Consider the following 25,029-nt stretch of genomic DNA (forward strand, 5'->3'; position numbering starts at 1 on the left):
AAGGGAAATCACGTCACCTCCCCGTTGCAGAATGAAAGCGCGCGAAAGCGCACAATTTGACAACAGCCACGCGACCCCAGCGCAACTTCTAAAAAAGTAGTTTTCAACCCGCCTCGCTTTGCCTAGCATGAGACGATGACCCAAAAGGACCAGGCATCAGCGCTCATGCGAAAGAAACAGGACAAATCGCTTCTGACCGAGGTCGAACTCGAGTTCATGACCGTGATCTGGGAAACCGGGGGCGGCACCGTGCGGGATATTCTTGCAGAGCTGAACAAGGTTCAGGAGCGCGCTTATACCTCGGTTGCAACGGTCCTAAAGATAATGGAGCAAAAGGGTTTTCTGACCAGCGAGCGGGCCGACCGTTCCTTGGTCTATCGCCCCGCCGTTCCCAAGGCAGAGTATCAGAAAACCTCGCTGAAAAACCTTTCGAGCAAACTCTTCAACGGAGCGCCGGCAGCACTTGTCGCCCGGCTCGTCGATGATGAGGACGTGACCGACGAAATGCTCGAGGAAATGCGGGCGCTTCTGGAGGAAAGGCTGGGGGACAATGCAAACTGATGCTCTGCTGAATGCCTATATTGATCTGAACATCCTGCTGCTTGCGGGAGCCATGCTATGGCTTGCCTTGCGCAGCGGGCTCGCGCGCACGCGCCTTGGCAAAGCCTACCGGCCACAACTTCGATTGCTGAATGCAGTAACGGTTTTGCTGGCCCTGTCACCGCTTCTGGTTCTGGCCCTGACAACTGTTTTGATCCACCCTTCCCCCAATCTCTCCGACCTCTTGGTGGCGCAATACCTGCAAGGCAACGTTGGTATGAGCGCGGTTCGGTTCGAAGACCTTCTGGGTCTGCGCGAAGACGTTGTGCGCACCATTCTGAACGGCCAAGCCCCCTGGGCGCGGCTGCTGGTGGTCGGCTTTGCCGCAGGCGGTCTAATCTGTTCCTTGCAGCTGGGGCTGTCTGTCCTAAGACTTCGGAAAAGCCTGACACAGGCCTTCCTCTGGAAGCGGATCGGCCGCACGCAACTGCTTTTGTCGGATGAGCCGCGCGTAGCCTATTCCACGCGCGGCATTTGGGCACGCTATGTCGTCCTGCCCACATCCCTTCTGGAACACCCAAAGGATCTGCGCCTGTCGGTCGCCCATGAATTGCAGCATTTCCGGCAGCGCGATATCGAGTGCGAATTCCTGCTGAGCGCGCTGCGCCCACTTCTGTTCTGGAACCCGGCCTTCTTTCTATGGCGCCGCGAAGTCCGGCAGCTCCGCGAATTCGCCTGCGATCAGGCCCTTATGAGCCGTCCGAGCTTTGATCTGCGCGGCTATTGCGAATGCCTGATCCGGGCTTGCGCCAACGCTTCCAGAGATCCGGTTCTGTTTGCCCGCCGAAGCCCGACCGTTGCGCTGGCGGATCGCCGGGAGACCAGACGCGGCTCGTCCGCCCTCGTTCGCAGGCTGCATGCCGTGACCGCCGCGCAGCCAAACTCAGACAACACCCTCGGGTGGGCTATTGTATCCAGTCTGCTGGTTGCCTCCGTCATGACGACCGCTTTGCTGCTCCAACGCCCTGCAGACTGGAGCCATGACCGGATCATGCTATCGACCATCGTCAATCTTGAACGTATGGCAACCCGCACTTCTGCAACTCAGCCCATGTCACTCAGCGCTCTATCTGGCAGCTTTGCAGCCTCCAGCCAGTGATCTGGCCGAAATCAGGTTGCTCCGATCAGACCGGTTTTCGTTTCGATCCGCATGGAAACGGTTCAACCGCCAAGCGACCAACTACGCGGTTGGGTCGATCCGGTGGCACATCCAGCCCACCAAAGCTTTGCAGATTGGGAAAAAGCCCCTATCAAGGCTGTATGGAGGACCCAAGCCGAATGAAGCTCAATCCCGTAGACATATCCAAAACCGCCTCAGCCTCTTCAATCGTTTTTGAAGCGCTGCGCAAGGCGATTATCGAAGGGGACCTGAAGGAAGGTGAACCCCTTCGTCAGGATGAAATCGCCGGGATGTTCAACACCAGCCGGATTCCCGTCCGAGAGGCCATTTCACGCCTCGAAGAACAGGGCCTGGTCAAAACACAACGCTACAAAGGGGCCGTCGTCGCCGGACTATCCGCGGATGAAGCTCATGAAATCTTTGACTTCCGCGCGCTGATCGAGCCAGAAGTCATCCGCCGGGCCGTTCCCCAGATGTCGCAAGAAACCTTGCAGCGGGCCAAAGAGTGCCTTGAGGCTTTCTCCGCGTCGGACGATCCGATGACTTGGGGGCGGTTGAACCGGGATTTCCACTCAGAGCTCTATCAAGCCAGCGGTCTGCAATATCATCTCGACATAATCGACAATGCCATGGACAGGGTCGACCGCTATCTGCGGACCCAGTTGGTTCTTTCAAACGGCATGAAACGCGCTCATGAAGAGCATATGGCGATCTGGAATGCATGTAACGACGGCAATGCTGCGCAGGCCGCGGAGCTGACCCGGCGGCATATTTTGGATGCCTGCGACATTCTGATGGAAAATATTGCCTCGCTCCGGTGACGTCACATTGCGACCACAGATCGCAAATCTATCGTGAACCAATCTTGGAAATGTCTTTCTGATTTCACGGTTCCTGTGTAGACCTTCCGTTGCGGGATGGCCGAGAACGCTGTGCCGTCGTCATCTCCCAACCAGGGATTCGAGCATCCCATGCGCGGGTTGGGCCCCTTCGGAGAACAGTCGGTTGAGCACGCTGCCCCGTAAAGTTGCGATCCTTGGAGCAGGCGCCATTGGCTGCTTTGTTGGCACGCATTGGGCATCTGTCTGTCATGCGGCTGGTATAAAACTCACACTGATCGGGCGCGCGGCGACCTGGGAGACACTGACACCTGGGCCACTCAGGGTAACGGGCGGGCAGACGCTGGAAACCCCACTGTCGATGCTGGACCTACAAGACAGCCCAGCAACCCTTGCAGATGCAGACCTTATCCTGCTGGCGCACAAATCAACGGGCTTGCAGGAATCCATCGAGCAGATCCGTGGGAACGCTTCGGAAGGAGCTACCATTGTCTCATTGCTCAATGGCGTCTCTCCGGTAGACCATTTGCGGGAAGCATTGCCGAACCATGAAGTGGTTGCCGGCATGGTGCCCTTGAACGTGGTGTGGAAGTCTGGCAATCATCTGCACCGCTCCAGCACCGGTGAGCTGGCCTTGCAGCGCTGCAGGACCAGCGAGGCACTGCAAGGCATGGTTGCTGGGACTGGAGTCCCTATCCAGTTGCACGGCGATCTCAAGCCGCTGCAGTACGGCAAGCTGCTGCTCAATCTGATCAACCCGATCAATGCGTTGAGCGGGCTGCCACTTCACACAATGCTCTGTCAAAGGGCCTATCGGCGCGTCTATGCCGAAGTGCTGCGCGAAGCGCTTAGCGTCTACGATGCAGCCCGGATTGACTGGCAAAAGGTCGGCCCGTTGTCGCCGCGGTTTGTTCACCGTCTGCTCTTGCTGCCCAACGCCTTATTCAACAACACACTGCTCAAGATCCAAAGACTGGACATAAACTCCATGACGTCCATGGCAGCCGATCTCGCGGCAGGGCGCCCAACAGAGATCGAGACGCTCACCAATGAGATCCTGCGTCTGGCTGAGCGCTCTGACACAGCCGCGCCTTATAACACAGCCATTTCCGACTTGATCCGCCAAGCGGAGGCCGTCGGCCCTCCATCGCAGGTCTGGTCCGCGCATGCCCTTCTCAACCAGCTGGGGATCACATGACCGTTAGCCTCCTGCCCAGTCTGAATTTTGGCCCTATGAAAACGCGTGAAACCCCCAAGCAGGCCCGCGCCGTAGTGCGAATTCACCTGATCCTGAACGCCACCGCACAGCTTCTGACCGAAAACCAGCCCAGTGCGATCACCACAACCATGATCGCGAAAGAAGCCGGGATCCCGGTCAGTTCGATCTACCGCTATTTCTCCGATGTGAGCCATGTTCTTTACGAGCTTTACCTGCAAAGCGCGCAGCAACTCCGTGACAAGATTGTGGACATTGCTGACAACAGCGATACTTGGCCCGGCTGGAGAGACAGGGTGCGCCAGATCATCCTGGCGCAACGGGACCACATCCAGAACAATCCCCACTATCCACCGCTGCTCATGCATTTTGTCTCGCAGCGGCCAGCGGTCGCCGCCGAGGATCACGAACGTGAGTATGTCACGGACTTTCTGGAGATGCGCTGGCGTCAGGGGTTGGATGGGTTCCAAGGAGGCGACCCAAGAGTTGTTGCGCAAACCGTCCTGCAGATTGCTGTCACGATGGAAGACCTGATCGCGGCCCAACCCAGCCGCTATCAAGCCGACACCTTTGCCAAGGAAACTCTGACGGTTCTGACGTCCTACCTTTCCAACTACCTGAGCGACTGATGACAGGCCAACATCAAGCAATCATATCCGACCGCCCCACCCGGCGCCCGGAGAAGATGCACCCGCCAAGGAAAGTTCCTTCGAGCGCATTGTAACCGTGGTAGCCGCCACCACCAAAACCGGCGACCTCACCTGCTGCGAACAGACCTGGAATGCGATTGCCGTGGGCATCAATCAGTTGTCCGTTCAAATCGGTCTGTAATCCGCCAAGCGTTTTGCGTGTGATGATGTTGAGCTTCACCCCGATGAGCGGCCCGTTCTCCGGATCCAGAATGCGGTGCGGTTTGGCCGTACGCATCAACTTGTCTCCGCGATAATTGCGCGCAGCGTGGATGGCCATCATCTGCGCATCTTTAGAGAAGGGGTTGGCAATCTGTACATCGCGTGCCGTGATCTCGGCGCGGATCTTCTCCACGTCCAAAAGGCTGTTGCCCTCCAATGCATTCATCTTGGTCACCAGATCCTCCAACCTGTCTGCCACGACGAAATTCTCTCCATGCTCTTTGAAGGCCTCGACGTTGGGCGTCGCCTTCTTGTTCAAAAGCCGCTGCTTCAGCACCTCCTTCCAGCTTTTGGAGGCCAGATCGGGATTTTGCTCGGAGCCGGAAAGGGCGAATTCCTTCTTGATGATCTTCTGGGTGGTGATGAACCAAGAGTAATCATAGCCCGTCGCCAGAATGGCCTTGAGGGTGCCAAGACTGTCAAATCCAGGCATGGCAGGTGGGGCAAAACGGTTGCCGGTCGCATCGAACCACATCGAAGATGGCCCCGGCAGGATACGGATACCGTGGTTTGGCCAGATCGGGTCCCAGTTCTTCACACCTTCGGTGTAGTGCCACATGCGGTCGGCATTGATTACATGCCCCCCAGCATCTTGCGTAATGGCCACCATGCGACCATCCACATGGGCAGGCACCCCCGAGATCATTTCCTTCGGTGCAGGGCCAAGTCGGCCAGCGGGCCAGGCTTTGCGAACCAGATCAAGGTTACCGCCAATCCCGCCAGAAGCGACGACAACGCTGTGCGCCCGCAACTCGAAATCCCCCACGATATCCCGGTTGGTCTTGTGACCACGGGCACTGTGATCCTCAGCAAGGATTTCTCCGCTTATCCCCTTGCAGGCTCCGTTTTCCATCAACAGATGCGAGCAGCGATGACGGAACTTCAATTTGATCCGCCCCGATTTTTCATGTTCTCGCACGCGCTGTTCAAAAGGTTCCTGCGTCCCTGGTCCCACGCCCCAGGTCAAATGGAACCGCGGCACCGAGTTGCCATGGCCAGAAGCGAAGGATCCCCCACGCTCTGCCCAACCCACGATGGGAAACCAACGCATACCCATGTCGTGAAGCCAAGGGCGCATCTCTCCGGCGGCAAAGTCAATATAGCTCTCGGCCCATTTGCGCGGCCAGTGATCCTCGGGCCGGTCAAAACCAGCGCTGCCCATCCAGTCAGAGTAAGCAAGCTCTCGGCTGTCCCGGATGCCCATGCGGCGCTGCTCGGGACTGTCAATCATCAAAAGCCCACCCAGCGACCAGAAAGCTTGACCACCCAAAAAACATTCCGGCTCCTGATCGACGATAATGACGCTTTTGCCGCGATCGCCAAGTTCGGCCGCCGCTACAAGTCCGGCCAGACCGCCTCCCACGATGATAATATCAGCGTCTTGCATGGTTGTCCTCCACAGCCCATCACGCGCAGCCCCTTTGGCGGCGCGGCAAACGGGGTCCTCCTCCTCATCGGCGTGGACAGCCCGCCCGCCGCCGCGACTGAAACCTACCATCCACGCACCAAGCTGCCCAGAAGGACCAAAGGTCAGCCCAGAGTGTTTTTTCGACATTTCAGGCACAGATTGAACGAACCGGAACTACCCTCTCGACGGGCGCAGCCGGCCCGACTTACAGTCAGCAAGACTTTTTAAACGGGTGGAATGCAGTGACCAGAAAAACGGAACTCGTGCGCTTTTGGGTGGAAGAAGTATGGAGTAAAGACAACGACAAAATCCTGGACGACATGTTCTCACCGGATACGACCGCAACCGGTCCCGTATCGGATGTTGCGGGCAAGGATTTCAGATCGACAGATATCGTCTCAGCCCTGAAGGCCCTGTTTCAATGCCCGCCAGAACTGACCTTTACCGTGCTCGAAGAGTTGGGTGATTGGGTGATTACCTGTTTCACCGTGGCCGTGAAGGATCATCCACACCGCCCTCCGTTTGACTTTGACGGGCAGATGGTCTTTCGCATCACAGACGGAAAGATCACGGAAGTTCACTCCAACCTGAATTATATCAAGATGTTCGAGGGTTTGGGCCAGATGCCTGAAGACACCCTGCTGGTGGCCCTCACCGGGGCGGAACTGGACTGGAAGTAAAAAATCCTGTCACTGCTTGTCGCATGTATTCCCCAGCGCTTGCCCGCCACGACTTTCAACAAGACATATGCAAAGGCCTTCTGATCAAATGAGCGATACATCCCGCCCCAGCCGAACTGGCGCCATTGCCCGCGCAGAAGCCTATTTTGACGGTGGAACCTTTCAAAGTGAGCTGGCCGACTGGATCACATACCCGACCGAGAGCCAGAAACCGGACAATGGCTCCGAGCTGACACGTTATCTCGAATGCGCAACCCGTCCTCGGCTGGAGGCTGCTGGCTTCACCTGCGAGATTTTTGAAAATCCGGTATCGGGTGGTGGTCCAATTCTGGTCGGAGAGCGGATTGAGGATCCCGCCTTGACCACCATTCTCACGTACGGTCACGGCGATGTGGTGCGTGGACAGGCCGAGCAATGGCGCGAGGGTCTGGCCCCCTTTACATTGACCGAGGACGGCGACCGCCTTTATGGCCGCGGCACAGCCGACAATAAGGGCCAGCACCTGATCAATATCGCTGCGCTTGAGGTGGTTCTTTTCGAACGCGGGCATCTTGGCTTCAACGTTCGCATCGTGATCGAAATGTCCGAAGAAACAGGCTCCGCCGGCCTCGCTGAGTTCTTTCGCAGCCACAGGGACCTCCTGCAGGCGGACGTTCTGATCGCATCAGACGGGCCGCGTCTGCAACCGGAAACGCCAACGATGTTCATGGGCTCGCGCGGTGGCGTGAATTTCGACCTGGTCCTCGATCTGCGCGAAGGGGCGCATCACTCAGGCAACTGGGGCGGCTTGCTGGCAGACCCTGCAATGATCCTTTCCCATGCCCTCGCCAGCATCTGCGATCGGCGCGGCCAGATCCAGATCCCCGAATGGCGCCCCGACAGCCTGACAGACAAAGTTCGCGCAGCGCTTAAGGGATTGCCGATCGAAGGAGAAAGCGGACCCAAAGTGGACCCTGACTGGGGCGAGGAAAGCCTGACACCGGCCGAGCGTGCATTCGGCTGGAACTCCTTTGCGGTTCTGGCAATGTCGAGTGGTGTGCCCGAGGCCCCCGTCAATGCAATCTCGGGGCGGGCCAAAGCCACCTGCCAGCTGCGTTACGTGGTGGGCACGGATCCCGACGATATCCTCCCGGCACTTCGCAGGCACCTGGATCGGCATGGCTTTGAAAGCATCGAAATCGTGCCGGACAAAGGTGGTCCCTTCAAGGCCACCCGTCTGGACCCGGACCACCCCTGGGTGGCGCTTGTGTCCCAGTCGCTGACCCGCACTGCAGGCAAAACCCCGCATATCCTGCCCAACCTTGCAGGATCGCTGCCAAACGACTGTTTTGCCGATATCCTGGGCCTGCCCACGGTTTGGGTCCCGCATTCCTATCGCGGCTGCTCTCAGCACGCGCCCAACGAACACGTCCTGAAGCCCCTGTGCCGCGATGCATTAAGGCTGATGGCGGGCCTGTTCTGGGATCTGGCAGGGGCGGAGAAGCCCTAACAAAAGCTTGAACAACAAAGGGCGAATTGAGCACCCCTTGCTGTTCCTAAACCTCCTCTCCCGTCCCCGAGGAATCCTTGGAATGGCCCATCGTCGCACGGGTATGGGCAAACTCCAGCAGCTTGACCTCGATATTACCGTTGATAGAGCCGTCCTCGAATTCACCATGAAGGTCACGCACCCCTGCAGGTAAGCCCGTAAGTTGCTCGATGGCCTGGTCCACATGGGACACTGCGTGGATCTGGAATTGGCCTGCGCGCACGGCGTCAACGACTTCGGGCGTCAGCATCAGGTTGGGCACATTCGCACGCGGGATTAGCACACCCTGGCGCCCCGTCAGGCCTTGGGCCTTGCAGACCTCGAAGAAGCCTTCGATCTTTTCATTGACGCCGCCGATGGCCCGCACGTCGCCCATCTGGTTGACCGATCCGGTCACCGCAAAGGACTGGGAAATCGGAACCTCCGCCAGTGCCGACATCAGAGCGCAAAGCTCCGCCAGCGAGGCGCTGTCGCCTTCGACCCCTCCATAGCTTTGTTCGAAGACAAGGCTCGCCCAAAGCGACAGGGGCGTTTGAGGCACATAACGAGCAGCCAGATAGCCAGAGAGGATCAAGACTGCTTTCGAATGGATCGGGCCGCCCATCTTGGCTTCGCGTTCGATGTCGACCACGCGTCCCCCACCAACGCGGACCCGCGCGGTGATCCGCACCGGGGCGCCGAAGCTCTCATCGCCAAGCGCGGAAACTGTCAGCCCATTTATCTGACCAACCTCGCTGCCCTGGGTCGAGATCATGATGGTACCCCGTCGGATCATCTCGTGCACTCGGTCGCGGATCAGCCCGCGGCGTTCCTCGGCGGCTTTGATCGCGCCGGTGACATGCTCTGCCGTGATCGCGGGGGCCTTTTCCTTGCGGGCCCGGTGGTTGCCCTCGCGCAGGATATCCCAAAGCGTTTCGATCCTGAGGCTCAGTTTTTCCTGATCCGCAGCCAGCCGGGTGGCCGCATCAACGAGGGCCGCGACCCCGTCTGCCGTAACCTGTCGCAAACCCTCATCACGTACCAGAGCGGCAACTCTCTGGGCAAAAAGCGTGACGCTCTCGTCGCCGCGCACCATGTCGGGGCCGAAATCCGCCGTGACCCGAAAGAACTTTTCAAAATCAGGATCAAACTCTGCCAGCAGCATATGCAGCATGCGATCCCCGACCAGCACCACCCTCACATCCAGAGGGATCGGCTCGGGCTTCATCGTGGTGGTGGAAATAAGCCCCAAGCGCTCACCCGGCGTGATGACATGCACGGCTTCGGTCTCAAGGCAGCGTTTCAGCGCATCCCAAGCAAGGGGCTCACCAAGGACACGTCGCGCATCCAGTACCAGGAAACCGCCGTTGGCCCGATGCAATGCGCCCGGCTTAATCTGAGTGAAATCGGTAACCAACACGCCCTGCATCGCCATGTAGTCGATCTGGCCGGTGAGGTTGGCAAGGGTCGGCAAGCTCTCCTCAACCACAGGCGCGGTGGTACCTTTGGGGTCGTGGGTGACGACCACATTGACATGGTAACGATGGAAGCGCGGATCCTCGCGCAGCGCGGCCAAACCGGCCGGAAACGGATCTTTTGAGCGCCCGAGTTCCAGCGAAAGGAACAGATCCGCATGGGACACCAGATCGTCGCGCAGCGCCCGGAAATAGGGGGCAAGCTCGTCGATTTCTACGAACCCACGACAAGCCCGATCCACGGCGGCATCCACGGCAATCCGCGCCATATCGGCATTGAGGTGGGTCAGCGCATCGCGCTGCTGACGCTCATGTTCGGGCTGATCAAGCAGAAAGTCCTCAAGATCGGCCTGAATCTCAGAGACTGCCGCGCGGATCTGTGCGCGCTCTTCCTCGGGCAGTTTTTCGATTGCCTCCGGCTTCAGGATCTCTTCATCCCGCTTGGCTGCCAGCGAAAACCCCATGGGCGTGCTGAGGATCGCGACATTCTGGGCTTCGGCTTTCTGGCGCAGGGCGTCAAAGGTCTTTTCCCGGCGGGCGTTGAACTCCTGTTCCAGCGCCATTCGCTTGTTCTGGTAGTCTTCAGACACCAACAGCGCAGGAATGTGATTGGCCAGTTCCTCCAGAAGACGCGCCATGGCACTGCGCAAAAGCGGCCCCTGCCCGCGCGGCAGGCAGATTGCGTTGGGCTGATCCGCGTCATCAAAGTTTTGCACATAGACCCAGTCCTTGGGAACCGGACGGCTGGCGGCCTCTTCCTCCAGCACACGCAAGACAGCCGCCTTTCGCCCGCTGCCGCGCGGACCCTGCACATAAAGGTTGAACCGTCGATGCTTCATCTGGGCAGAAAGCCGGATTGCTTCCATCCCCCGCGCCTGACCCAATTGGCCCTCAAGCGGATCAAGGTCCGCGGTGGTATTGAACGCAAGCTCTGCCGGATCACAGGTCCGCCGAAGCGCGTCAGGTGACAAGGCCGTGTCAGTCATGGAGTGTCCTTGGTCGGTTGATCTGGGCGTTGTCCAGCGCGTCCTCCGCAACAGTCTCCGCCTCATCCAATGCCGCTATGACCTCTGAATCCGGCGTCTGCGGAAAATCGGCGTAGAAACGGCCAATGGCACCAAACGGTGTGGGCCGGTGGAGGCAGATAAACTCGTCAACCTCGTCCGCAAGCTCCTGCGCCACGTCCGGTGCTGCGATGGGCACAGCCAGAACCAGCTTGGCAGGCCCGCGCGCGCGCACCGCGCTAAGCGACGCACGCACGGTCGCACCGGTCGCAATGCCATCGTCAATCACGATCACCGTGCGCCCCTCAAGCAGAAGCCGTCTGCGTCCCTTGAGATAAAGTTCCCTCCGGCGCCAGATTTCCCCCAGCCGAGGTTTTGACATTTCTTCAATTTCCGCCCGCGACAGCCTGAAGGAACGGGCGATCGCCTCATTTACGACTATCTGCGGATCGTCTCCATTGACGACGGCAGCCACCGCCAGTTCGGGTTGACCCGGCGCGCCGATCTTGCGGACCATGATCAGATCCATTGGCGCCTTCAACGCACGTGACACCTCAATCGCGACAGGGACACCACCACGCGGCAAAGCCAGTATCACGGGCGAATCGTACTCTTTGGCCGCAAGCGCAGCAGCCAGCGCCTTGCCCGCTTCGCTACGATCCTGAAAGATCATCTCGCACCCTCCCTTCGGCCGTCATCCCAGACGGGACGCACCAGACTTAACCCATGGGATCAGGAGACTCCTTGATCGACCTCAATACCGCAAGCAGCCGCCCACCAGTCCTCACACTTCTCTACCGAAACAAGGCTTGCGAGGCCAATGCCCACAAGATGGGTCGCCCCCGTGACTTGCGCCCGCGAGAGGCCGATATTCTGCCCGACAACCTGGACCAGCCAGCCTTCTCCCGCCCCGTCGATCACAAAACCCTTGACCCGGAACAGACCCACAGGCCGTGTCTGCATGGCCCATTCCATCTTCCCGCGGTCAATGACGATGTCGCCGCTGAAATGCCAGTTCATGTAGTTGGGGTGAGACGTCACCGATGGCAGGCCCGCTTTGCTCTGCGCGGACAAATACAGCAGCAACTCTCCAACCTGTTCGGCATCGGTGGACAAGATCTGCGCTCCCCTGTTGCCAGCCGTCAGGCTGAGAGCCAGCGCGTCTGGTATGCTTTCTGCCTTGCTAACCAGCAGAAGATCGGCGCAGGCCACCTGATCGCGGATCTGCGATCCGATATGCGGATCGCGGGAGAGCGCGGGATAGGTTTCAGCGTCGACAACTGTCACAATGCCGCCATAGCGCAGCTCTGGCTCGGTCACGGCGGCATTTGCGATCTTGGCCGGATCGGCAATACCGCTTGCCTCGATGATCAGATGATCGGGGCGCGGAACCCGGTCGAGCACGTCCCCGATGGCCATGAAAAGATCTGCTCCCATGGTGCAACAAACGCACCCATTGGTGAGCGTCAGCGTGTCCTCATCCGCGCTGTGCAACAGTTCCGCATCGATGTTGATGGCACCAAAGTCATTGACCAGCACCATCAACCGCGCTCCATGCGGCGCGGCCAAAAGGCGGTTGATCAGCGTTGTTTTCCCGGCGCCGAGATAGCCACCGATCACGGTCATTGGCAGGCGTGTGTCTTCAACCATCAGCTCAGACCAGATGGACCCGACCACCAAAGACCGTGCCCAGAACCGGCACGTCCTTGATCGCAGCCGGGTCAACCGCCCTGGGGTCGTCGCCCAGAATGGCAAAATCCGCTTTCTTGCCCGTCTCAATACTGCCGATCTCGTGATCCAATCGCAGAGTATAAGCCGCTCCCAGAGTAATCGCATGCAGGGCCTCTTCGACCGAGATGCATTGCGCCGCGCCGAGGGTGCGCCCGCTCATGGTCTGGCGGTTGACCGCGCACCAGGCGGTAAACAGGGGCGCCAGCGGGGTCACCGGGGAGTCCGAGTGGATCGTCATGTGGACGCCCGCATCAAGAGCCGTACGGCAGGCATCCATGCGCGTGGCGCGATCTTCGCCAATGGTGGCGGCCGCATGCTGATCGCCGAAATACCAGAAATGGTTGGCAAAGATATTAGCGCAAATCCCCAATTCAGCGCAGCGTTCGAACTGGTCACGCCCCATCATCTGGCAATGCTGCAAGACATGCCGGTGCCCTTGCCCCGGCGCCACGCGCAAGGCGGCTTCAATCGCGGCAATCGACACTTCAGACGCCTCGTCCCCATTGGCGTGGATATGCATCTGCACGCCCGCGCGCTGCATGGCTTCGCACAAGGCATAGATCTGATCCGGGGCGGTGTTCCAGATCCCGTTGGGCTGCCCGCCTACATAGCCGGGCCATTTCACACGGGCAGTCCAGCCCTGGATCGATCCGTCGGTCATCAGCTTCACCGCCCCAAGGCGCAGCTTGTCGGTAGAACGGGCGCGCAGGGCCTTGGCGCGCGCAGCGATCTGGTCGGGAGCAGCGCCCATGGCGCCCAGCGCAGGCACGATGCGCAGCGGGAATTTCTCGTCTCCTGTGACCTCCAGCATCACCTCAAGATCGCTGTCCTCCATGGTGGAAAAGAGATCCGTAATCGTGGTCACTCCGGCCCGCTTGGCCACCTCCGCATAGGTGCGGATCGATTGCGCCTGTTGGGCAAGGCTGCGGAAATCTATGCCGAGGCGGCGCATCACCGGAAACATGGCCGCCATTTCCTGCAGCTCTCCGGTAGGTAGACCATCGGGTCCTTTCACCACCCCTTCCGCATTGGTTTCGCGACCATATCCGGCCATTTCTAGCGCCCTGGAATTCACACACATCAGGTGAAAGTTGGAAAAGATCACCGCGATGGGCCGGTCCTGGCTGATCTCATCCAGATGGCCCCGTTTCAACCGTTCGCTGGGCAGGAAAATGGGGTCAAATCCCCAGGCAATCAGCGGCGCATCCTCGGGCAGATGTGCAGCATAGTCTTTCAGACCAGAAACAACCGCACCGATGTCGGTCATACCCCGCCACATCTTGCCGTTCGGATCGATGCGATCATGGTATCCGGCATAGGCGTAATTCCACATCGCACCGGACATCATGTGGGCGTGACCTTCGACGAAACCTGGCATCAGGACCGCGTCTTTGAGCCGGTCATCGACCTCGCCCCCGCCCCACTGCAACGCGCAATCTGCATCGCCAACGGCCAAAATCATGCCATCTTGAACCGCCACATGCGAGGCCTCAGACCGGTTCGGATCCATAGTGATAATTTTTTTTGCTTTGAAAACAGTGATTTTTGACATGGGGCACCTTTAGTTGCCCTTTTGGGATATCCAAGCTTTGAACAGTGGAAAAATGTAATTACTGTCAAGGTATCCCTTATAGAATGCGGGAATGTTCATGCATTTCACTCTTAAACAGCTGCGCTATTTCGATGCGGCCCTCAGAACAGGTTCCATCGCGCGGGCGGCGGTGGAGATGAATATCTCGCAATCCTCGATCACGGCGGCCATCGACATGATCGAGGAGACAACCGGCGCCGAGCTGCTGCGACGCCTGCCCGCGCGCGGCATTGTTCCAACCAGCAGCGGTCTCGCGGTGGGCGAGCGCATCCAAGCGTTTCTGGAGCAAACACGGGTCTTTGAATCCGATCTGATGTCCCTGACGGGAGATGTGGCCGGAACTCTGCGCATGGGGTGTTATGCTCCGACGGCGCCTTATGTGCTGCCGCCAATCCTAAAGCGAATCTCAGAGGACTACCCTTCGATCCGAATTGAGCTGAAAGAGGGCGACATGCAGTCGATATCGGACCTTCTGAGCTCGGGCGCGATTGATGTAGCCCTCACCTACCGGCGCATTACACCCGAAGCGCAACCCTTTGTCCCTATGTTCCGCGCAACCCCGATTGCGCTGATTCCCGACGTCTCTCCATTGGCGAAGAAACAAGAGGTCGACCTGCAGGATCTGGCCGAACTGCCCATGATCCTCTTGGACCTGCCGGGCACGCGTGCCTATTTTTGCAGCTTGTTCGAAGTGCGCGGGCTGCGCCCGCATATTGCCCACACCACCAAAAGTTTATCGGTGCTGCGCGGTCTGGTGGCGGCAAACTACGGCTATGCGCTGATGAACATCTGCGGCCCGAATGACCGCGTCGGACAAAGCGGCTACGTGGCGCGCATGATCAAGGGAGAGCTGGATTCCCCACAATATGGGGTAGCCTACACAGCCGCATCACAAAAATCTGCCATCGTGAAATCGGTTCTGGAATCCTGCCGCGAGGTCGCAGAACGAGGGGATTTCGACGACCTTCTCTTCTCCAAACCGCAGGCCCCCGAAAAACCCGCACATCTATTCCCCTAGCCCCCATTCCCCCAAAAAATAGTACTTTCACCCCTGTAAAAGACTGTTTTCTGCGGGTAAGCGGCAGGACTAGCCTGATCGTAATAGCAAAAATACGATCAGGGAGATCCAGATGAAACTCATGTCACGCCTCTTTGGCGCGGCGGCTTTTGCCGCACTGTCCTCTACCGCCCTGCCCGCCTTTGCAGACGGCGGTACGCTGGTCATCGCCTCAACCCAGGTGCCCCGCCACCTGAACGGCGCGGTGCAGTCAGGCATCGCAACCGCCGTTCCCTCAACCCAGATCTTTGCCTCGCCGCTGCGCTATGACGAGAACTGGGAGCCGCAGCCCTATCTCGCCAAAAGCTGGGAAGTCTCACCCGACGGCCTGACCGTCACGCTTAACCTCGTTGATAACGCCACCTTCCATGATGGGGAAGCCGTGACATCGGAAGACGTCGCCTATTCCATCATGACCACCAAGGCGAACCACCCGTTCAAATCCATGTTCGCCCCGGTGGAAAGCATCAACACTCCAGATGCGCACACGGTCGTGATCAACCTAAGCAGCCCACACCCGGCGCTTTTGTTGGCGCTGTCCCCGGCGCTGGCGCCGGTTCTGCCCAAGCATGTGTTCGACGATGGGCAGGACATCAAGTCCCACCCTATGAACGCAACCCCGGTAGGCTCTGGCCCGTTCATGCTGGAAGAGTTCAAACCGGGAGAGGCGATTGTCCTCAAGAAGAACCCGAATTTCTTCCTCGAAGGGCGCCCCAAGCTGGATGAGATCATCGTCCGCATCATCAAGGACCCGTCAGCCCTGTTGATCGCGATGGAAAATAGCGAAGCGGACATGTACCCCTTCATGGCCGGCAGCCAGGAAATCCGCCGTCTGGAAAAGGCCGATCACCTGACCGTCACCGCTGATGGCTATGCCGCCGTGGGCCCGATCAACTGGCTGGCGTTCAACACCGCCTCTCCGAAGCTCAGCGATGTGCGCGTGCGTCAGGCCATCGCCTATGCGGTGGATCGTAACTTTATCACCAAGGCACTCCACCGGGGCGTTTCCGCCCCCCAGCGCGGACCAATCATCGAAGGCTCTCCGTTCTTTGATGCAAGCATCCCCGCCTATGACACCGATCTAGACAAGGCGAAGGCGCTGATGGCCGAGGCGGGCTTTGCCGATGGCATGGAGTTGACCATCGACTACATTCCCGGCCCCAAGGAGCAGCAGCAATCCATTGCCGAATACATGAAGTCGCAACTCAAAAAGATCGGCATCGACGTGACCGTGCGCGCCGCGCCGGATTTCCCGACCTGGGCGGGGCGCGTTGGCGGGCATGACTTTGAACTGTCCATGGATATCGTGTTCAACTGGGGCGATCCGGTGATCGGCGTGCACCGCACCTACCTCAGCGACAATATCCGTCAGGGCGTGATCTGGTCGAACACCCAGCAATACGCCAATGACAAGGTGGACACGCTGCTGAATGCGGCAGCCATTGAGATCGACCCGGAAAAGCGCAAGGCGCTTTACTCCGAATTCCAGCAGATCGTGGCCACAGACCTGCCGGTCTACTGGATCAACGCCCTGCCCTACCACACCGCCTATGATGCAAAGCTGCAGAATGTACCCACCGGCATCTGGGGCTCAATGCATCCGCTGGATACGGTCTCATGGGGCGAGTGAACGTGTGATCCTATACCCAAACACGACGGGCGCCGCCATTCTGGCGCCCGGCTTTTCCCTTTGATCTGGACCACTTAATGAAGGCTTCATTTTTAATACGGCGGATCGGCTACGGGCTGCTTTTGATGCTGGGCGTCGTGGTGCTGAACTTCCTGCTGATCCGGCTCGCTCCAGGAGATCCGGCCGTGGTCATCGCCGGAGAGATGGGCGGCGCAACCGAGGAGATGCTGGAGAGCATCCGCGAGGAATACGGCCTCAACAAACCTCTGATCGTGCAGCTCGGGATCTATGTTGGCAATGTGGCGACCGGGGACCTTGGCGAGAGCTTCTTCTTCAACCAGCCCGTCGCCACCCTGATCGCCCAGCGCATCCTGCCGACCATCCTTTTGGTGGTCACTGCGCAGGTGCTCTCAATAGCGATCGGCGTCTTTCTGGGGGTCCTGGCGGCGCGCAAACCGAACGGGGTGATGAGCGCCTTCGTGTCGATCTTTGCCACCATCGGCTATGCGGTGCCTGTGTTCTGGACCGGCATTATGCTGATCATCCTCTTCGCCAGCGTCCTGCCGATCTTTCCTGTCGAAGGCATGCAATCGGTGAAACTGCGTGATGCGAACCTGTTTGTGCAGATGCTGGATATCCTCCACCACCTGATCCTGCCAGCCTTTACGCTTGCGATCATCTACCTGGCGCAATACGCGCGGCTGTCGCGCGCCTCAATGCTCGAGGTTCTGGGGTCTGACTACATACGTACCGCCAAGGCCAAAGGCGCCTCAGAGCGCTCCATCCTGTTCAAGCACGCCCTGCGCAATGCGGCATTGCCGATACTGACGGTCGCGGGGCTGCAATTTGGCAACCTCATCTCGGGCGCACTGCTCGTCGAAACGGTCTTCAACTGGCCGGGCATGGGGCGACTGGCCTTTGATTCCATCCTGCGGCGCGACTATCCGACCATAATGGGCGTTCTGTTCTTTGCCAGCGCCATGGTGGTGATCGCAAACATCCTGACAGACATGAGCTACCGGCTCGCCGATCCGCGATTAAGGGGCAAAGGCTGATGACCAACGAAATCTCACCGCAGCAAGTGACCGCCTACAAGGCCGAAAGCCCCGCCCTGGAAGCCTGGCGCATGTTCCGTCGCAATATCCCGGCCCTGGTCGGGGTGGTCCTGCTGACGGTCATCATCCTGGCCACGCTATATGGCACCTTCTTTTACAGTGGCGATCCCTTCGATATCGTCTGGGCCCCGCATGAGCCACCCGGCGTAGCGCCCGAGTTCCCACTCGGAACCGACTACCTTGGCCGCGATATCATCGCGGGCATGCTGACCGGCGGAGGGCCAACCCTTGCCGTAGGCGCCGTGGCGGCCGCGATCACCATGGTGATCGGGATCGCCATGGGCGCCTTGTCCGGATACTATGGCGGCTGGGTCGACAATCTGTTGATGCGGGTGACCGAGTTCTTCCAGGTGCTGCCTGCGCTTTTGTTCGCCATGGTGCTGGTGACGTTGCTGTCGCCAAGCCTGTTCACCATCGCCTTTGCCATCGGAGTGGTCAGCTGGCCGCAGACCGCGCGCCTGACACGGGCCGAGTTCATGAAGATCAAGAACCTCGAATATGTGACCGCCGCCCGCGCCATCGGCGCAAAGGACAAGCGGATTATCTGGACCGTGATCCTGCCCAACGCCCTGCCACCGCTGATCGTCTCCGCCACGCTCACCGTCGGCGTCGCCATCCTGTTCGAAGCGGGTCTCAGCTTCCTTGGTCTTGGCGATCCCAACGTGATGAGCTGGGGCCTGATGATCGGCGCCAACCGGGAGTACATCCTCGATGCCTGGTGGCCGGTGACCTTTCCGGGGCTGGCCATCTTCTTCACCGTCTTTGCCGTGAGCCTGATCGGAGACGGGCTGAACGATGCCTTCAACCCGAAACTGAGGGAACGATGACCCATCTCTTGCAGATCGAGGACCTGCGGGTCACCTTCAACACCCGCTACGGCGAGGTGACAGCGCTGGATGGCATTTCCATGCAGGTACGAGAGGGCGAGACACTGGGCGTGGTCGGCGAAAGCGGCTGTGGCAAGTCCATCACCGCCCTGTCGGTCATGGGTTTGATCCCCACGCCACCGGGCCGCATCGCCGGTGGCGCCATCCGGCTGAATGGCGAGGATCTGACCCGGGCCAGCGAGGCCCGCATGCGGGAACTGCGCGGCGCAGAAATGGCGATGATCTTTCAGGAGCCGATGACCTCGCCCAACCCGGTCTTCACCGTCGGGGATCAGATCGCCGAGGCGATCATGCTGCACCAGAATGTGAGCCGCGATCAGGCCTTCCGCGATGCCATTGCCCTGCTCGACCGAGTCGGCATTCCGTCACCCGACACCCGCGCGCGGGACTATCCACACCAGCTTTCGGGTGGCATGCGCCAGCGGGTGATGATTGCCATGGCCGTCAGCTGTCGCCCCAAGGTACTTATCGCAGATGAGCCCACCACGGCGCTGGACGTGACCGTGCAGGCCCAGATCTTTGACCTTTTGAACGAGATCCAGCGCGATTTCGGCTCTGCAATTATTCTGATCACCCACGACATGGGCGCGATCAGTGAAATGGCGGACCGCGTCGCGGTGATGTATGCGGGCCGCGTAATCGAGGAAGCCCGCGCCGACGACGTGCTGGACTATCCGCAACACCCTTACTCCCGTGGACTGATCTCGTGCATTCCGGCACTCGGCAAAGGTGAAATGCAGGATACCCTTGCGGAAATACCTGGTGTGGTGCCGCCCTTGCACCTGCTCGGCGCGGGCTGCGCCTTTGCCGACCGCTGCAGCCACCGACAGATGCGCTGTGACACCGAACAGCCGCGATTGATCGCCCATGGGCACCACCCCGCGGCCTGTCACGCGGTCGAGGAGGGCCGGATATGAGCGCGCTCTTGGACGTGCGGAACCTGAAGGTCCGCTTTGCCCTCCCCAAACCCTCGCTCTTTGCGCCGCACCCCTTCCTCGAGGCGGTTCGCGGTGTCTCATTCACACTGGAGAAAGGCCGCGCCCTTGGCATTGTCGGCGAAAGCGGGTCGGGCAAGACCACCGCGGCCATGGCAACGATCCGGCTGGTTCCTGCTGCGGGCGGCGAGATCCTGTTCGAAGGCGAAGATCTTCTCCCGCTTGATGACGAGGCCATGCGGGCGCGGCGGCGGGATATTCAGCTGATCTTTCAGGATCCCTATTCCTCGCTCAACCCGCGCGCCCGGGTGGTCGATATCGTCCGTGAGCCGATGGACCTGATGGGTATTGGCGACGCCGCCAGCCGTCTTGAGCGGGTGAAGGAACTGTTCGAACTGGTCGGCTTGCGCCCCGATCAACTGAACCTCTTTCCGCATCAGTTTTCTGGCGGGCAGCGGCAAAGGATATCCATCGCACGCGCTCTGACCACCAACCCCAAGCTTTTGGTCTGTGACGAACCGGTCAGCGCGCTGGATGTGGCCATTCAGGCGCAGATCCTGAACCTGCTGGCACGGCTGAAACGTGAACTCGGACTCTCCTACCTCTTCATCAGTCATGACCTTGGCGTGGTGCGGCACCTATGCGACGACGTGGCGGTGATGTACCTTGGGCAGATTGTCGAGCAGGCCAGTCGCGAGGATTTGTTCGACAGTCCCAAACATCCCTACACGCAGGCACTGCTGGCGGCGGCGCCGTCACTGGTACGGCGGAAATCAAAGGGCTACGTGCGCCCCTTGAAACTGTCGGGCGATCCACCCAGTCCGATCAATCCGCCTAAGGGCTGCGCCTTCGTTGACCGTTGCCCCATGGCGCAGGAGATCTGCCGCCAGGAGCAACCGGTTCTAAAGGCCTGCGGTGCCAGCCAAGTGGCCTGTCACTTTGCCGCCACCTGAGCGCTGCGCAGATCACTGCACGGGATCATGAAGCCGTCAAAGAATTGGCTGAGTTGCTCATGGGCATCCAGCGGCAGCACCTGGGCCACATGCTGGTCCGGGCGCACCAGAACCATGCAGCCTTGCTTGCGGTCAATGCCGCGCATGTCAAAGATGTCCTGACCTGATTTCAGATCCGGGCAGAACACCTTCTCATAATCGCGCAAGCCATAGCGGCCTTTGAGCGGACGCAACAGCTCAGGCATGTCGCCCGGTGTCAGGCTGCGGAAGTCCTGCTGCAGCACTGCGCGCAGATCAAGGACTGCGTCGATGTCGGCATCCGCTGGCGTGTAGCGACGCAGCGGCGATGCGGCATTCGTTTCCAGGAACTGACACAAGGCATGAAGAGCGCCACCTTCGCCGCCGCGATCATCTGCACCCGCAAAGGCAAAGAGCCGCCACCTCCCGTCGGCCCGCACCACGTGGCCCAGATGCATGGGGCGCGCGTCAGGCAGCCGGATGACCGGTGCCGAGTGGAACCGCATGCCAAGCGGCAAACCGGTCGCCAGCGCCTGATGGGTATCCTCACCAATCAGAACCGAGGGCGCGTATTGAATAGCCGTGCCCGCGGTGAACCGCCCGTGCTGCACAAAATACTTCTGGAACTCCTCGGGATCGACCCCGTCCTCGTTGTCCTCTGATTTGGGTTTCGCGCTGAACATGCGGGCAAATTCGCGGTCGAAATCGATCAGCATCTTTGCCACCCCCTGCCGCTCGGCAGAGTAGCTGTGCAGTATTTCGGGCACGGCCTGTTCGCGCAGCACGGCGGCCAGTTTCCAGCCCAGATTGAAACCGTCACGCATGGAGACATTCATGCCCTGCCCCGCCTTGGGGCTGTGGGTGTGACAAGCATCGCCTGCGATGAAAACATGCGGCAGTTGATGGTCGATATTCTCGGCCGGGACATCGTCGAATTTGTCGCACAGCCGCTGGCCGATCTCATAGACCGACCACCATGCGGTTTCTTTAACGTCCAGCGTGTAGGGATGAAGGATCCGCTGGGCCGCAGCGATCAGTTTATCGAGGGTGATGTTGCGGCTGGCGACCCGTTCATCCGCCTTGAGCTTGTCCAGTTCGATATAGAGCCGCACCATGTAGCCGCCCTCGCGCGGGATCACCAGGAGATTGCCCTCTTCCGCCGAATGCACGGTGGCCTTCATGCGGATATCAGGAAAGTCGGTGATGGCCAGCACATCCATCACGCCCCAGGCCTGATTGGCGGAATCCCCGGTCAGCCTGCGCCCGATTGCCTCGCGCACGCGGCTGCGCGCGCCATCGCAGCCCACCACATATTTGGCCCTGAGTTCGTGCGTTTCACCCTCATGGCCTTCATCGGTGCGTTCCAGAGTGACGGAGACGGGATACTCCGCGCCCTGCTCCACAGTCAGATCCTTGATGCGGTGATTGTACCAGGGCTCCAAACCGGTCGGCGAATTGCGCATGGTTTCCAGGAAAAAATCATGCACCCGTGCCTGGTTGAGGATTACATGGGGGAACTCCGACAGCCCGTCTTCGGTATCCTGGATGCGGCCGCTGCGGGTGATCTTGGACGGATCCTCTGCATCCGGGCGCCAGAAGGTGGTCTCATTGACCCAATAGGCTTCTTTCAGAACTTTTTCGCTGAACCCGAAGGCTTCGAACATCTCCATCGAGCGGCAGGCGATACCATCCGCCTGACCGATCTCAAGAGGGCTGGATTTCTGCTCTACGATCCCAGTGCGGATGTCCGGGAATGCCGCAAGCTGGCTGGCCAGAACAAGCCCGGTTGGACCGCTTCCGACTATCAGAACATCCAGCTCATCGGGCAAGGTCCCTGCATCAGCCAGACCTGCCTTTGGTGAAACTGCCGGATCACCGGGGCGAAAACCATTCAGATGATATTGCATGCGTTCTCCCTCCGCGGCGCGCCATTTAATAAGCATACTTATGTAATCAGCACCTCAGGGTCAATAGAAATTCATATGCATACTTACTTTTATAGGCGCAAAGCCGCCTCCAAGCGCCTATATTCGGACAAGGCACCATCCCTTTATTATTCTTTTTCAGGTTCTTATGAGGCACCCCGAAAGGCAGGCTTACCACCGCTTGAGCGCATCCTCATCTGCGTCCTTTGCGGCAACCCACTCCGCCTCTCCCCCTTTCAGGATTTCCTTCTTCCAAAAGGGGGCGCGGGACTTGAGGTAATCCATCAGGAATTCAGCCGCCTCAAAGGCGTCCTTGCGGTGGCGCGCAGCGGTCGCGACCATCATGATCCGATCACCCGGAACCAGCCGTCCATGGCGATGGATCACCAGCGCATCGGCCAGATCCCAGCGGGTCATCGCCTCGGAGGCAATCTTCTCCAGCGCCTTTTGAGTCATCCCGGGGTAGTGCTCAATCTCCATCGCGGCCATCGCGCCAGTGTCGGCCTCGCGGACCACACCCGTGAAGGTGACAACCGCGCCTGCGCCATCGACCGCATCGGCAAAGGCTTCGGTCTCTGCTCCCAGATCGAATGGAGCCTCCTGAACCTTGATCCGCATCGCCCTAGCCCCCGGTCATGGGCGGAAAGAAGGCAACCTCGCGCACGCCCTTGAGGGAAGCATCGAAGTCGGAAAGCTCCTGATCGAGCGCCACGCGCAGCGCAGAAACATCGGCAAAAGCCGCCTCATAGCGTGGCTCACGAGCGCGCAATTCCTCGACCAGTTCCCTCACCGTGGCGGCAGAAGTATCAAGGGTTTCACGCGGCAGACCGATCCGCTCGCGCACCCAGGCGAAATACAGAATGTCCATCAGCGGGTCTCCTTCAGATGAGGCAGGGCCTTTTTCAGATAGTCAATGCCAGTGATCAGCGTCAACGCCGCAGCAATCCACAAGAGCCACAGGCCAACCCGACCGGTCCAGACCATACCCTCGTACTTCCAGCGCAGGCCGACAGTATCCTCAACAGTACCGGATAACACGCCTTCAATCAGGGCATCATCCATCCCGAAAGAAGACATCACCAGATAGTGTTCAAAAACACCCTGACAGAACAGCGCGGCAATGGCCGTCATCTGCGCTGTGGTCTTCCACTTGGCCAGTTGAGTGACCTTGAGCGTGCCTGCCGTGTCGCCAAGGTATTCCCGCAGGCCGGACACAAAGACCTCGCGAAACAGGATTACCGTCGCAGGCAGCACCAGCCAGGGGGCCCAGTGTTCTGCCGCATAGCCGACCAGGATCATCAGCGCGATCACCACCATGGCCTTGTCTGCGATGGGATCCAGCATGGCACCGATCTTGGTTTCCTGCTTCCAGGCCCGGGCCAGATAGCCGTCAAACCAGTCGGTCACAGCCGCCCCCACGAACAGCAAGAGCGCAAACCAATCCGCGAGCGGGCGGTGGAAGTAGAGGAACATGATGGCAAGACCGGGTGCAGCAAGCAGCCGCACAACAGTCAGGATATTCGGCAAGGTCCATATCATGGCGGCACATTATCCCGCTGTTTCAGAAGTGGAAAGCAGGACAGTGTAAAATTCGCTTCTCGTCCGGTCGTGGCTTCGCATCCTGGGGCGGAGGAACACGATTCACACTTAATCTCTGCGCCGTCTCGACGGTGTTCTTTGATCTGGAAAGGAAGATACTGCGCTCTGACGCGCATTAGAACCAGCGCAAACACAGCCCGAACGACAACAGCGCAACACAATCAACGGTGCTAAAGCAGGCTGTGATCGGGGGAGTGCGACCGATGCCTTAGTGATGTTCGCTGCCGCTTTGACCTGCAACAGCTCCCGATATTTGTTAAAACAAAGGAATGGTTGACAACGCTGCCTCCAGACGCGCGGCGAAACAGCTCTCCCAGATTGGACCAAAATCACCCAAACAAGAGCGCACCTTCAATCAGGCTGGCGAGGTTGGCATGTGCATGCCCAAGAGAATCACACAGATCATGGCGCAGGTGAGGGCCGATATCAGGGCCGCCAAGAAGCCACAGCCAACCGTGTTCTTGCTGCCAGGAACAGGATGGTAACACCCGCAGGAAGGTGGTCACCGGGTTCAGCCAGTCGTAACGATGCATCACAGGGTCATCAGGGATCCTCGCATAGCCGCGTCTCCTGCAAGCCGGGCATGAAAAGAAAGCCCCAGGAAGACTGAAAAGGAAAAGCCTATCACAAACATGAAGGCCCCAGTGATCAAATTGGCATAGGAGGGAACCAGCAGGGAAGGCGCCGTCCTGGAGGGCAACAGGATTTGCCGACCGAGGCGGCGCGACCCCGCCACGGCCCATGCACCGTGGCGAGAAGCCTTTTCGCTACATCACCTTCTGAAGGTGCCCGCCTTCCCCACTAATAGATGCTCCCTCTTCCAGAGAT

Annotated in this window: 23 protein-coding genes; 13 read left to right on the top strand and 10 right to left on the bottom strand. The window is 59.4% G+C overall.

Annotated features, from left to right (window positions below; all coding sequences use genetic code 11):
• The first annotated feature begins 165 nt into the window (after positions 1-165).
• From INS80_RS03665 to INS80_RS03685, 5 genes are all read left to right on the top strand, one after another.
• Positions 166-561, top strand: a complete 396-nt coding sequence (locus tag INS80_RS03665; protein ID WP_192964319.1) for a BlaI/MecI/CopY family transcriptional regulator — start codon at positions 166-168, stop codon at positions 559-561.
• Positions 551-1,699 (top strand): M56 family metallopeptidase, encoded by a 1,149-nt coding sequence (locus tag INS80_RS03670; protein WP_192964320.1) that lies wholly within the window; start codon positions 551-553, stop codon positions 1,697-1,699. Before INS80_RS03665 ends, INS80_RS03670 begins: the two co-directional genes overlap by 11 nt.
• 179 nt (positions 1,700-1,878) lie before the next feature.
• Complete coding sequence (locus INS80_RS03675) at positions 1,879-2,541, top strand: GntR family transcriptional regulator (protein WP_192964321.1); 663 nt, start codon at positions 1,879-1,881, stop codon at positions 2,539-2,541.
• Positions 2,542-2,725: 184 nt separating this feature from the next.
• Positions 2,726-3,757 (top strand): 2-dehydropantoate 2-reductase, encoded by a 1,032-nt coding sequence (locus tag INS80_RS03680; RefSeq protein WP_192964322.1) that lies wholly within the window; start codon positions 2,726-2,728, stop codon positions 3,755-3,757.
• Positions 3,754-4,404 (top strand): TetR/AcrR family transcriptional regulator, encoded by a 651-nt coding sequence (locus INS80_RS03685; protein WP_192964323.1) that lies wholly within the window; start codon positions 3,754-3,756, stop codon positions 4,402-4,404. The genes INS80_RS03680 and INS80_RS03685 overlap by 4 nt, the downstream gene beginning before the upstream one ends.
• Before the next feature lie 13 nt (positions 4,405-4,417).
• Here the strand turns inward: INS80_RS03685 and INS80_RS03690 are convergent, their stop codons facing one another.
• A complete protein-coding gene (locus INS80_RS03690) occupies positions 4,418-6,073 on the bottom strand; it encodes an FAD-binding dehydrogenase (RefSeq protein ID WP_192964324.1) in 1,656 nt (551 codons plus the stop codon).
• Between the two features lie 263 nt (positions 6,074-6,336).
• Between INS80_RS03690 and INS80_RS03695 the strand changes: the two genes are divergently transcribed.
• Positions 6,337-6,774 (top strand): nuclear transport factor 2 family protein, encoded by a 438-nt coding sequence (locus tag INS80_RS03695; RefSeq protein WP_192964325.1) that lies wholly within the window; start codon positions 6,337-6,339, stop codon positions 6,772-6,774.
• A gap of 88 nt (positions 6,775-6,862) precedes the next feature.
• Positions 6,863-8,263, top strand: coding sequence for a M20 family metallopeptidase (locus tag INS80_RS03700; protein ID WP_192964326.1), 1,401 nt, complete (start codon positions 6,863-6,865; stop codon positions 8,261-8,263).
• A gap of 46 nt (positions 8,264-8,309) precedes the next feature.
• Here the strand turns inward: INS80_RS03700 and INS80_RS03705 are convergent, their stop codons facing one another.
• The 4 genes from INS80_RS03705 to INS80_RS03720 are packed head-to-tail and all read right to left on the bottom strand — an operon-like array spanning position 8,310 to position 14,001.
• Positions 8,310-10,742 (bottom strand): Lon protease family protein, encoded by a 2,433-nt coding sequence (locus INS80_RS03705; protein ID WP_192964327.1) that lies wholly within the window; start codon positions 10,740-10,742, stop codon positions 8,310-8,312.
• Positions 10,735-11,433 (bottom strand): phosphoribosyltransferase, encoded by a 699-nt coding sequence (locus INS80_RS03710; protein ID WP_192964328.1) that lies wholly within the window; start codon positions 11,431-11,433, stop codon positions 10,735-10,737. Before INS80_RS03710 ends, INS80_RS03705 begins: the two co-directional genes overlap by 8 nt.
• A gap of 59 nt (positions 11,434-11,492) precedes the next feature.
• Positions 11,493-12,410: a CobW family GTP-binding protein gene (locus INS80_RS03715; RefSeq protein ID WP_192964329.1), complete on the bottom strand. Its 918-nt coding sequence runs from the start codon at positions 12,408-12,410 to the stop codon at positions 11,493-11,495.
• A gap of 4 nt (positions 12,411-12,414) precedes the next feature.
• Positions 12,415-14,001, bottom strand: coding sequence for an amidohydrolase (locus INS80_RS03720; RefSeq protein ID WP_226892548.1), 1,587 nt, complete (start codon positions 13,999-14,001; stop codon positions 12,415-12,417).
• 139 nt (positions 14,002-14,140) lie between these two features.
• On the opposite strand from INS80_RS03720, the gene INS80_RS03725 reads away from it, so the two are divergent.
• From INS80_RS03725 to INS80_RS03750, 6 genes are all read left to right on the top strand, one after another.
• Positions 14,141-15,100 (top strand): LysR substrate-binding domain-containing protein, encoded by a 960-nt coding sequence (locus tag INS80_RS03725; RefSeq protein WP_192964331.1) that lies wholly within the window; start codon positions 14,141-14,143, stop codon positions 15,098-15,100.
• A 112-nt stretch (positions 15,101-15,212) separates the two neighbouring features.
• A complete protein-coding gene (locus INS80_RS03730; protein WP_192964332.1) occupies positions 15,213-16,769 on the top strand; it encodes an ABC transporter substrate-binding protein in 1,557 nt (518 codons plus the stop codon).
• Between the two features lie 77 nt (positions 16,770-16,846).
• Positions 16,847-17,824 (top strand): ABC transporter permease, encoded by a 978-nt coding sequence (locus INS80_RS03735; protein WP_192964333.1) that lies wholly within the window; start codon positions 16,847-16,849, stop codon positions 17,822-17,824.
• Positions 17,824-18,711: an ABC transporter permease gene (locus tag INS80_RS03740; protein WP_192964334.1), complete on the top strand. Its 888-nt coding sequence runs from the start codon at positions 17,824-17,826 to the stop codon at positions 18,709-18,711. Before INS80_RS03735 ends, INS80_RS03740 begins: the two co-directional genes overlap by 1 nt.
• Positions 18,708-19,688 carry an ABC transporter ATP-binding protein gene (locus tag INS80_RS03745; RefSeq protein ID WP_192964335.1) on the top strand — a complete coding sequence of 327 codons (981 nt, stop codon included), beginning with the start codon at positions 18,708-18,710 and terminating at the stop codon, positions 19,686-19,688. Before INS80_RS03740 ends, INS80_RS03745 begins: the two co-directional genes overlap by 4 nt.
• A complete protein-coding gene (locus tag INS80_RS03750; protein ID WP_192964336.1) occupies positions 19,685-20,659 on the top strand; it encodes an ABC transporter ATP-binding protein in 975 nt (324 codons plus the stop codon). Before INS80_RS03745 ends, INS80_RS03750 begins: the two co-directional genes overlap by 4 nt.
• On the opposite strand, the gene INS80_RS03755 is transcribed toward INS80_RS03750, so the two are convergent.
• The 5 genes from INS80_RS03755 to INS80_RS03775 form a co-directional block, all read right to left on the bottom strand.
• Positions 20,641-22,584 carry an FAD-binding monooxygenase gene (locus INS80_RS03755; RefSeq protein WP_192964337.1) on the bottom strand — a complete coding sequence of 648 codons (1,944 nt, stop codon included), beginning with the start codon at positions 22,582-22,584 and terminating at the stop codon, positions 20,641-20,643. The genes INS80_RS03750 and INS80_RS03755 overlap by 19 nt on opposite strands.
• Positions 22,585-22,773: 189 nt before the next feature.
• Positions 22,774-23,220 carry a molybdenum cofactor biosynthesis protein MoaE gene (locus tag INS80_RS03760; RefSeq protein ID WP_192964338.1) on the bottom strand — a complete coding sequence of 149 codons (447 nt, stop codon included), beginning with the start codon at positions 23,218-23,220 and terminating at the stop codon, positions 22,774-22,776.
• Between the two features lie 4 nt (positions 23,221-23,224).
• Positions 23,225-23,473, bottom strand: coding sequence for a molybdopterin converting factor subunit 1 (gene moaD, locus INS80_RS03765; protein ID WP_192967175.1), 249 nt, complete (start codon positions 23,471-23,473; stop codon positions 23,225-23,227).
• Complete coding sequence (gene pgsA, locus INS80_RS03770) at positions 23,470-24,141, bottom strand: CDP-diacylglycerol--glycerol-3-phosphate 3-phosphatidyltransferase (RefSeq protein ID WP_192964339.1); 672 nt, start codon at positions 24,139-24,141, stop codon at positions 23,470-23,472. Before pgsA ends, moaD begins: the two co-directional genes overlap by 4 nt.
• 389 nt (positions 24,142-24,530) lie before the next feature.
• Positions 24,531-24,734 carry a hypothetical protein gene (locus INS80_RS03775; protein ID WP_192964340.1) on the bottom strand — a complete coding sequence of 68 codons (204 nt, stop codon included), beginning with the start codon at positions 24,732-24,734 and terminating at the stop codon, positions 24,531-24,533.
• Positions 24,735-25,029 lie beyond the last annotated feature (295 nt).

The organism is Phycobacter azelaicus, assembly GCF_014884385.1.
GTDB lineage: Bacteria > Pseudomonadota > Alphaproteobacteria > Rhodobacterales > Rhodobacteraceae > Phycobacter > Phycobacter azelaicus.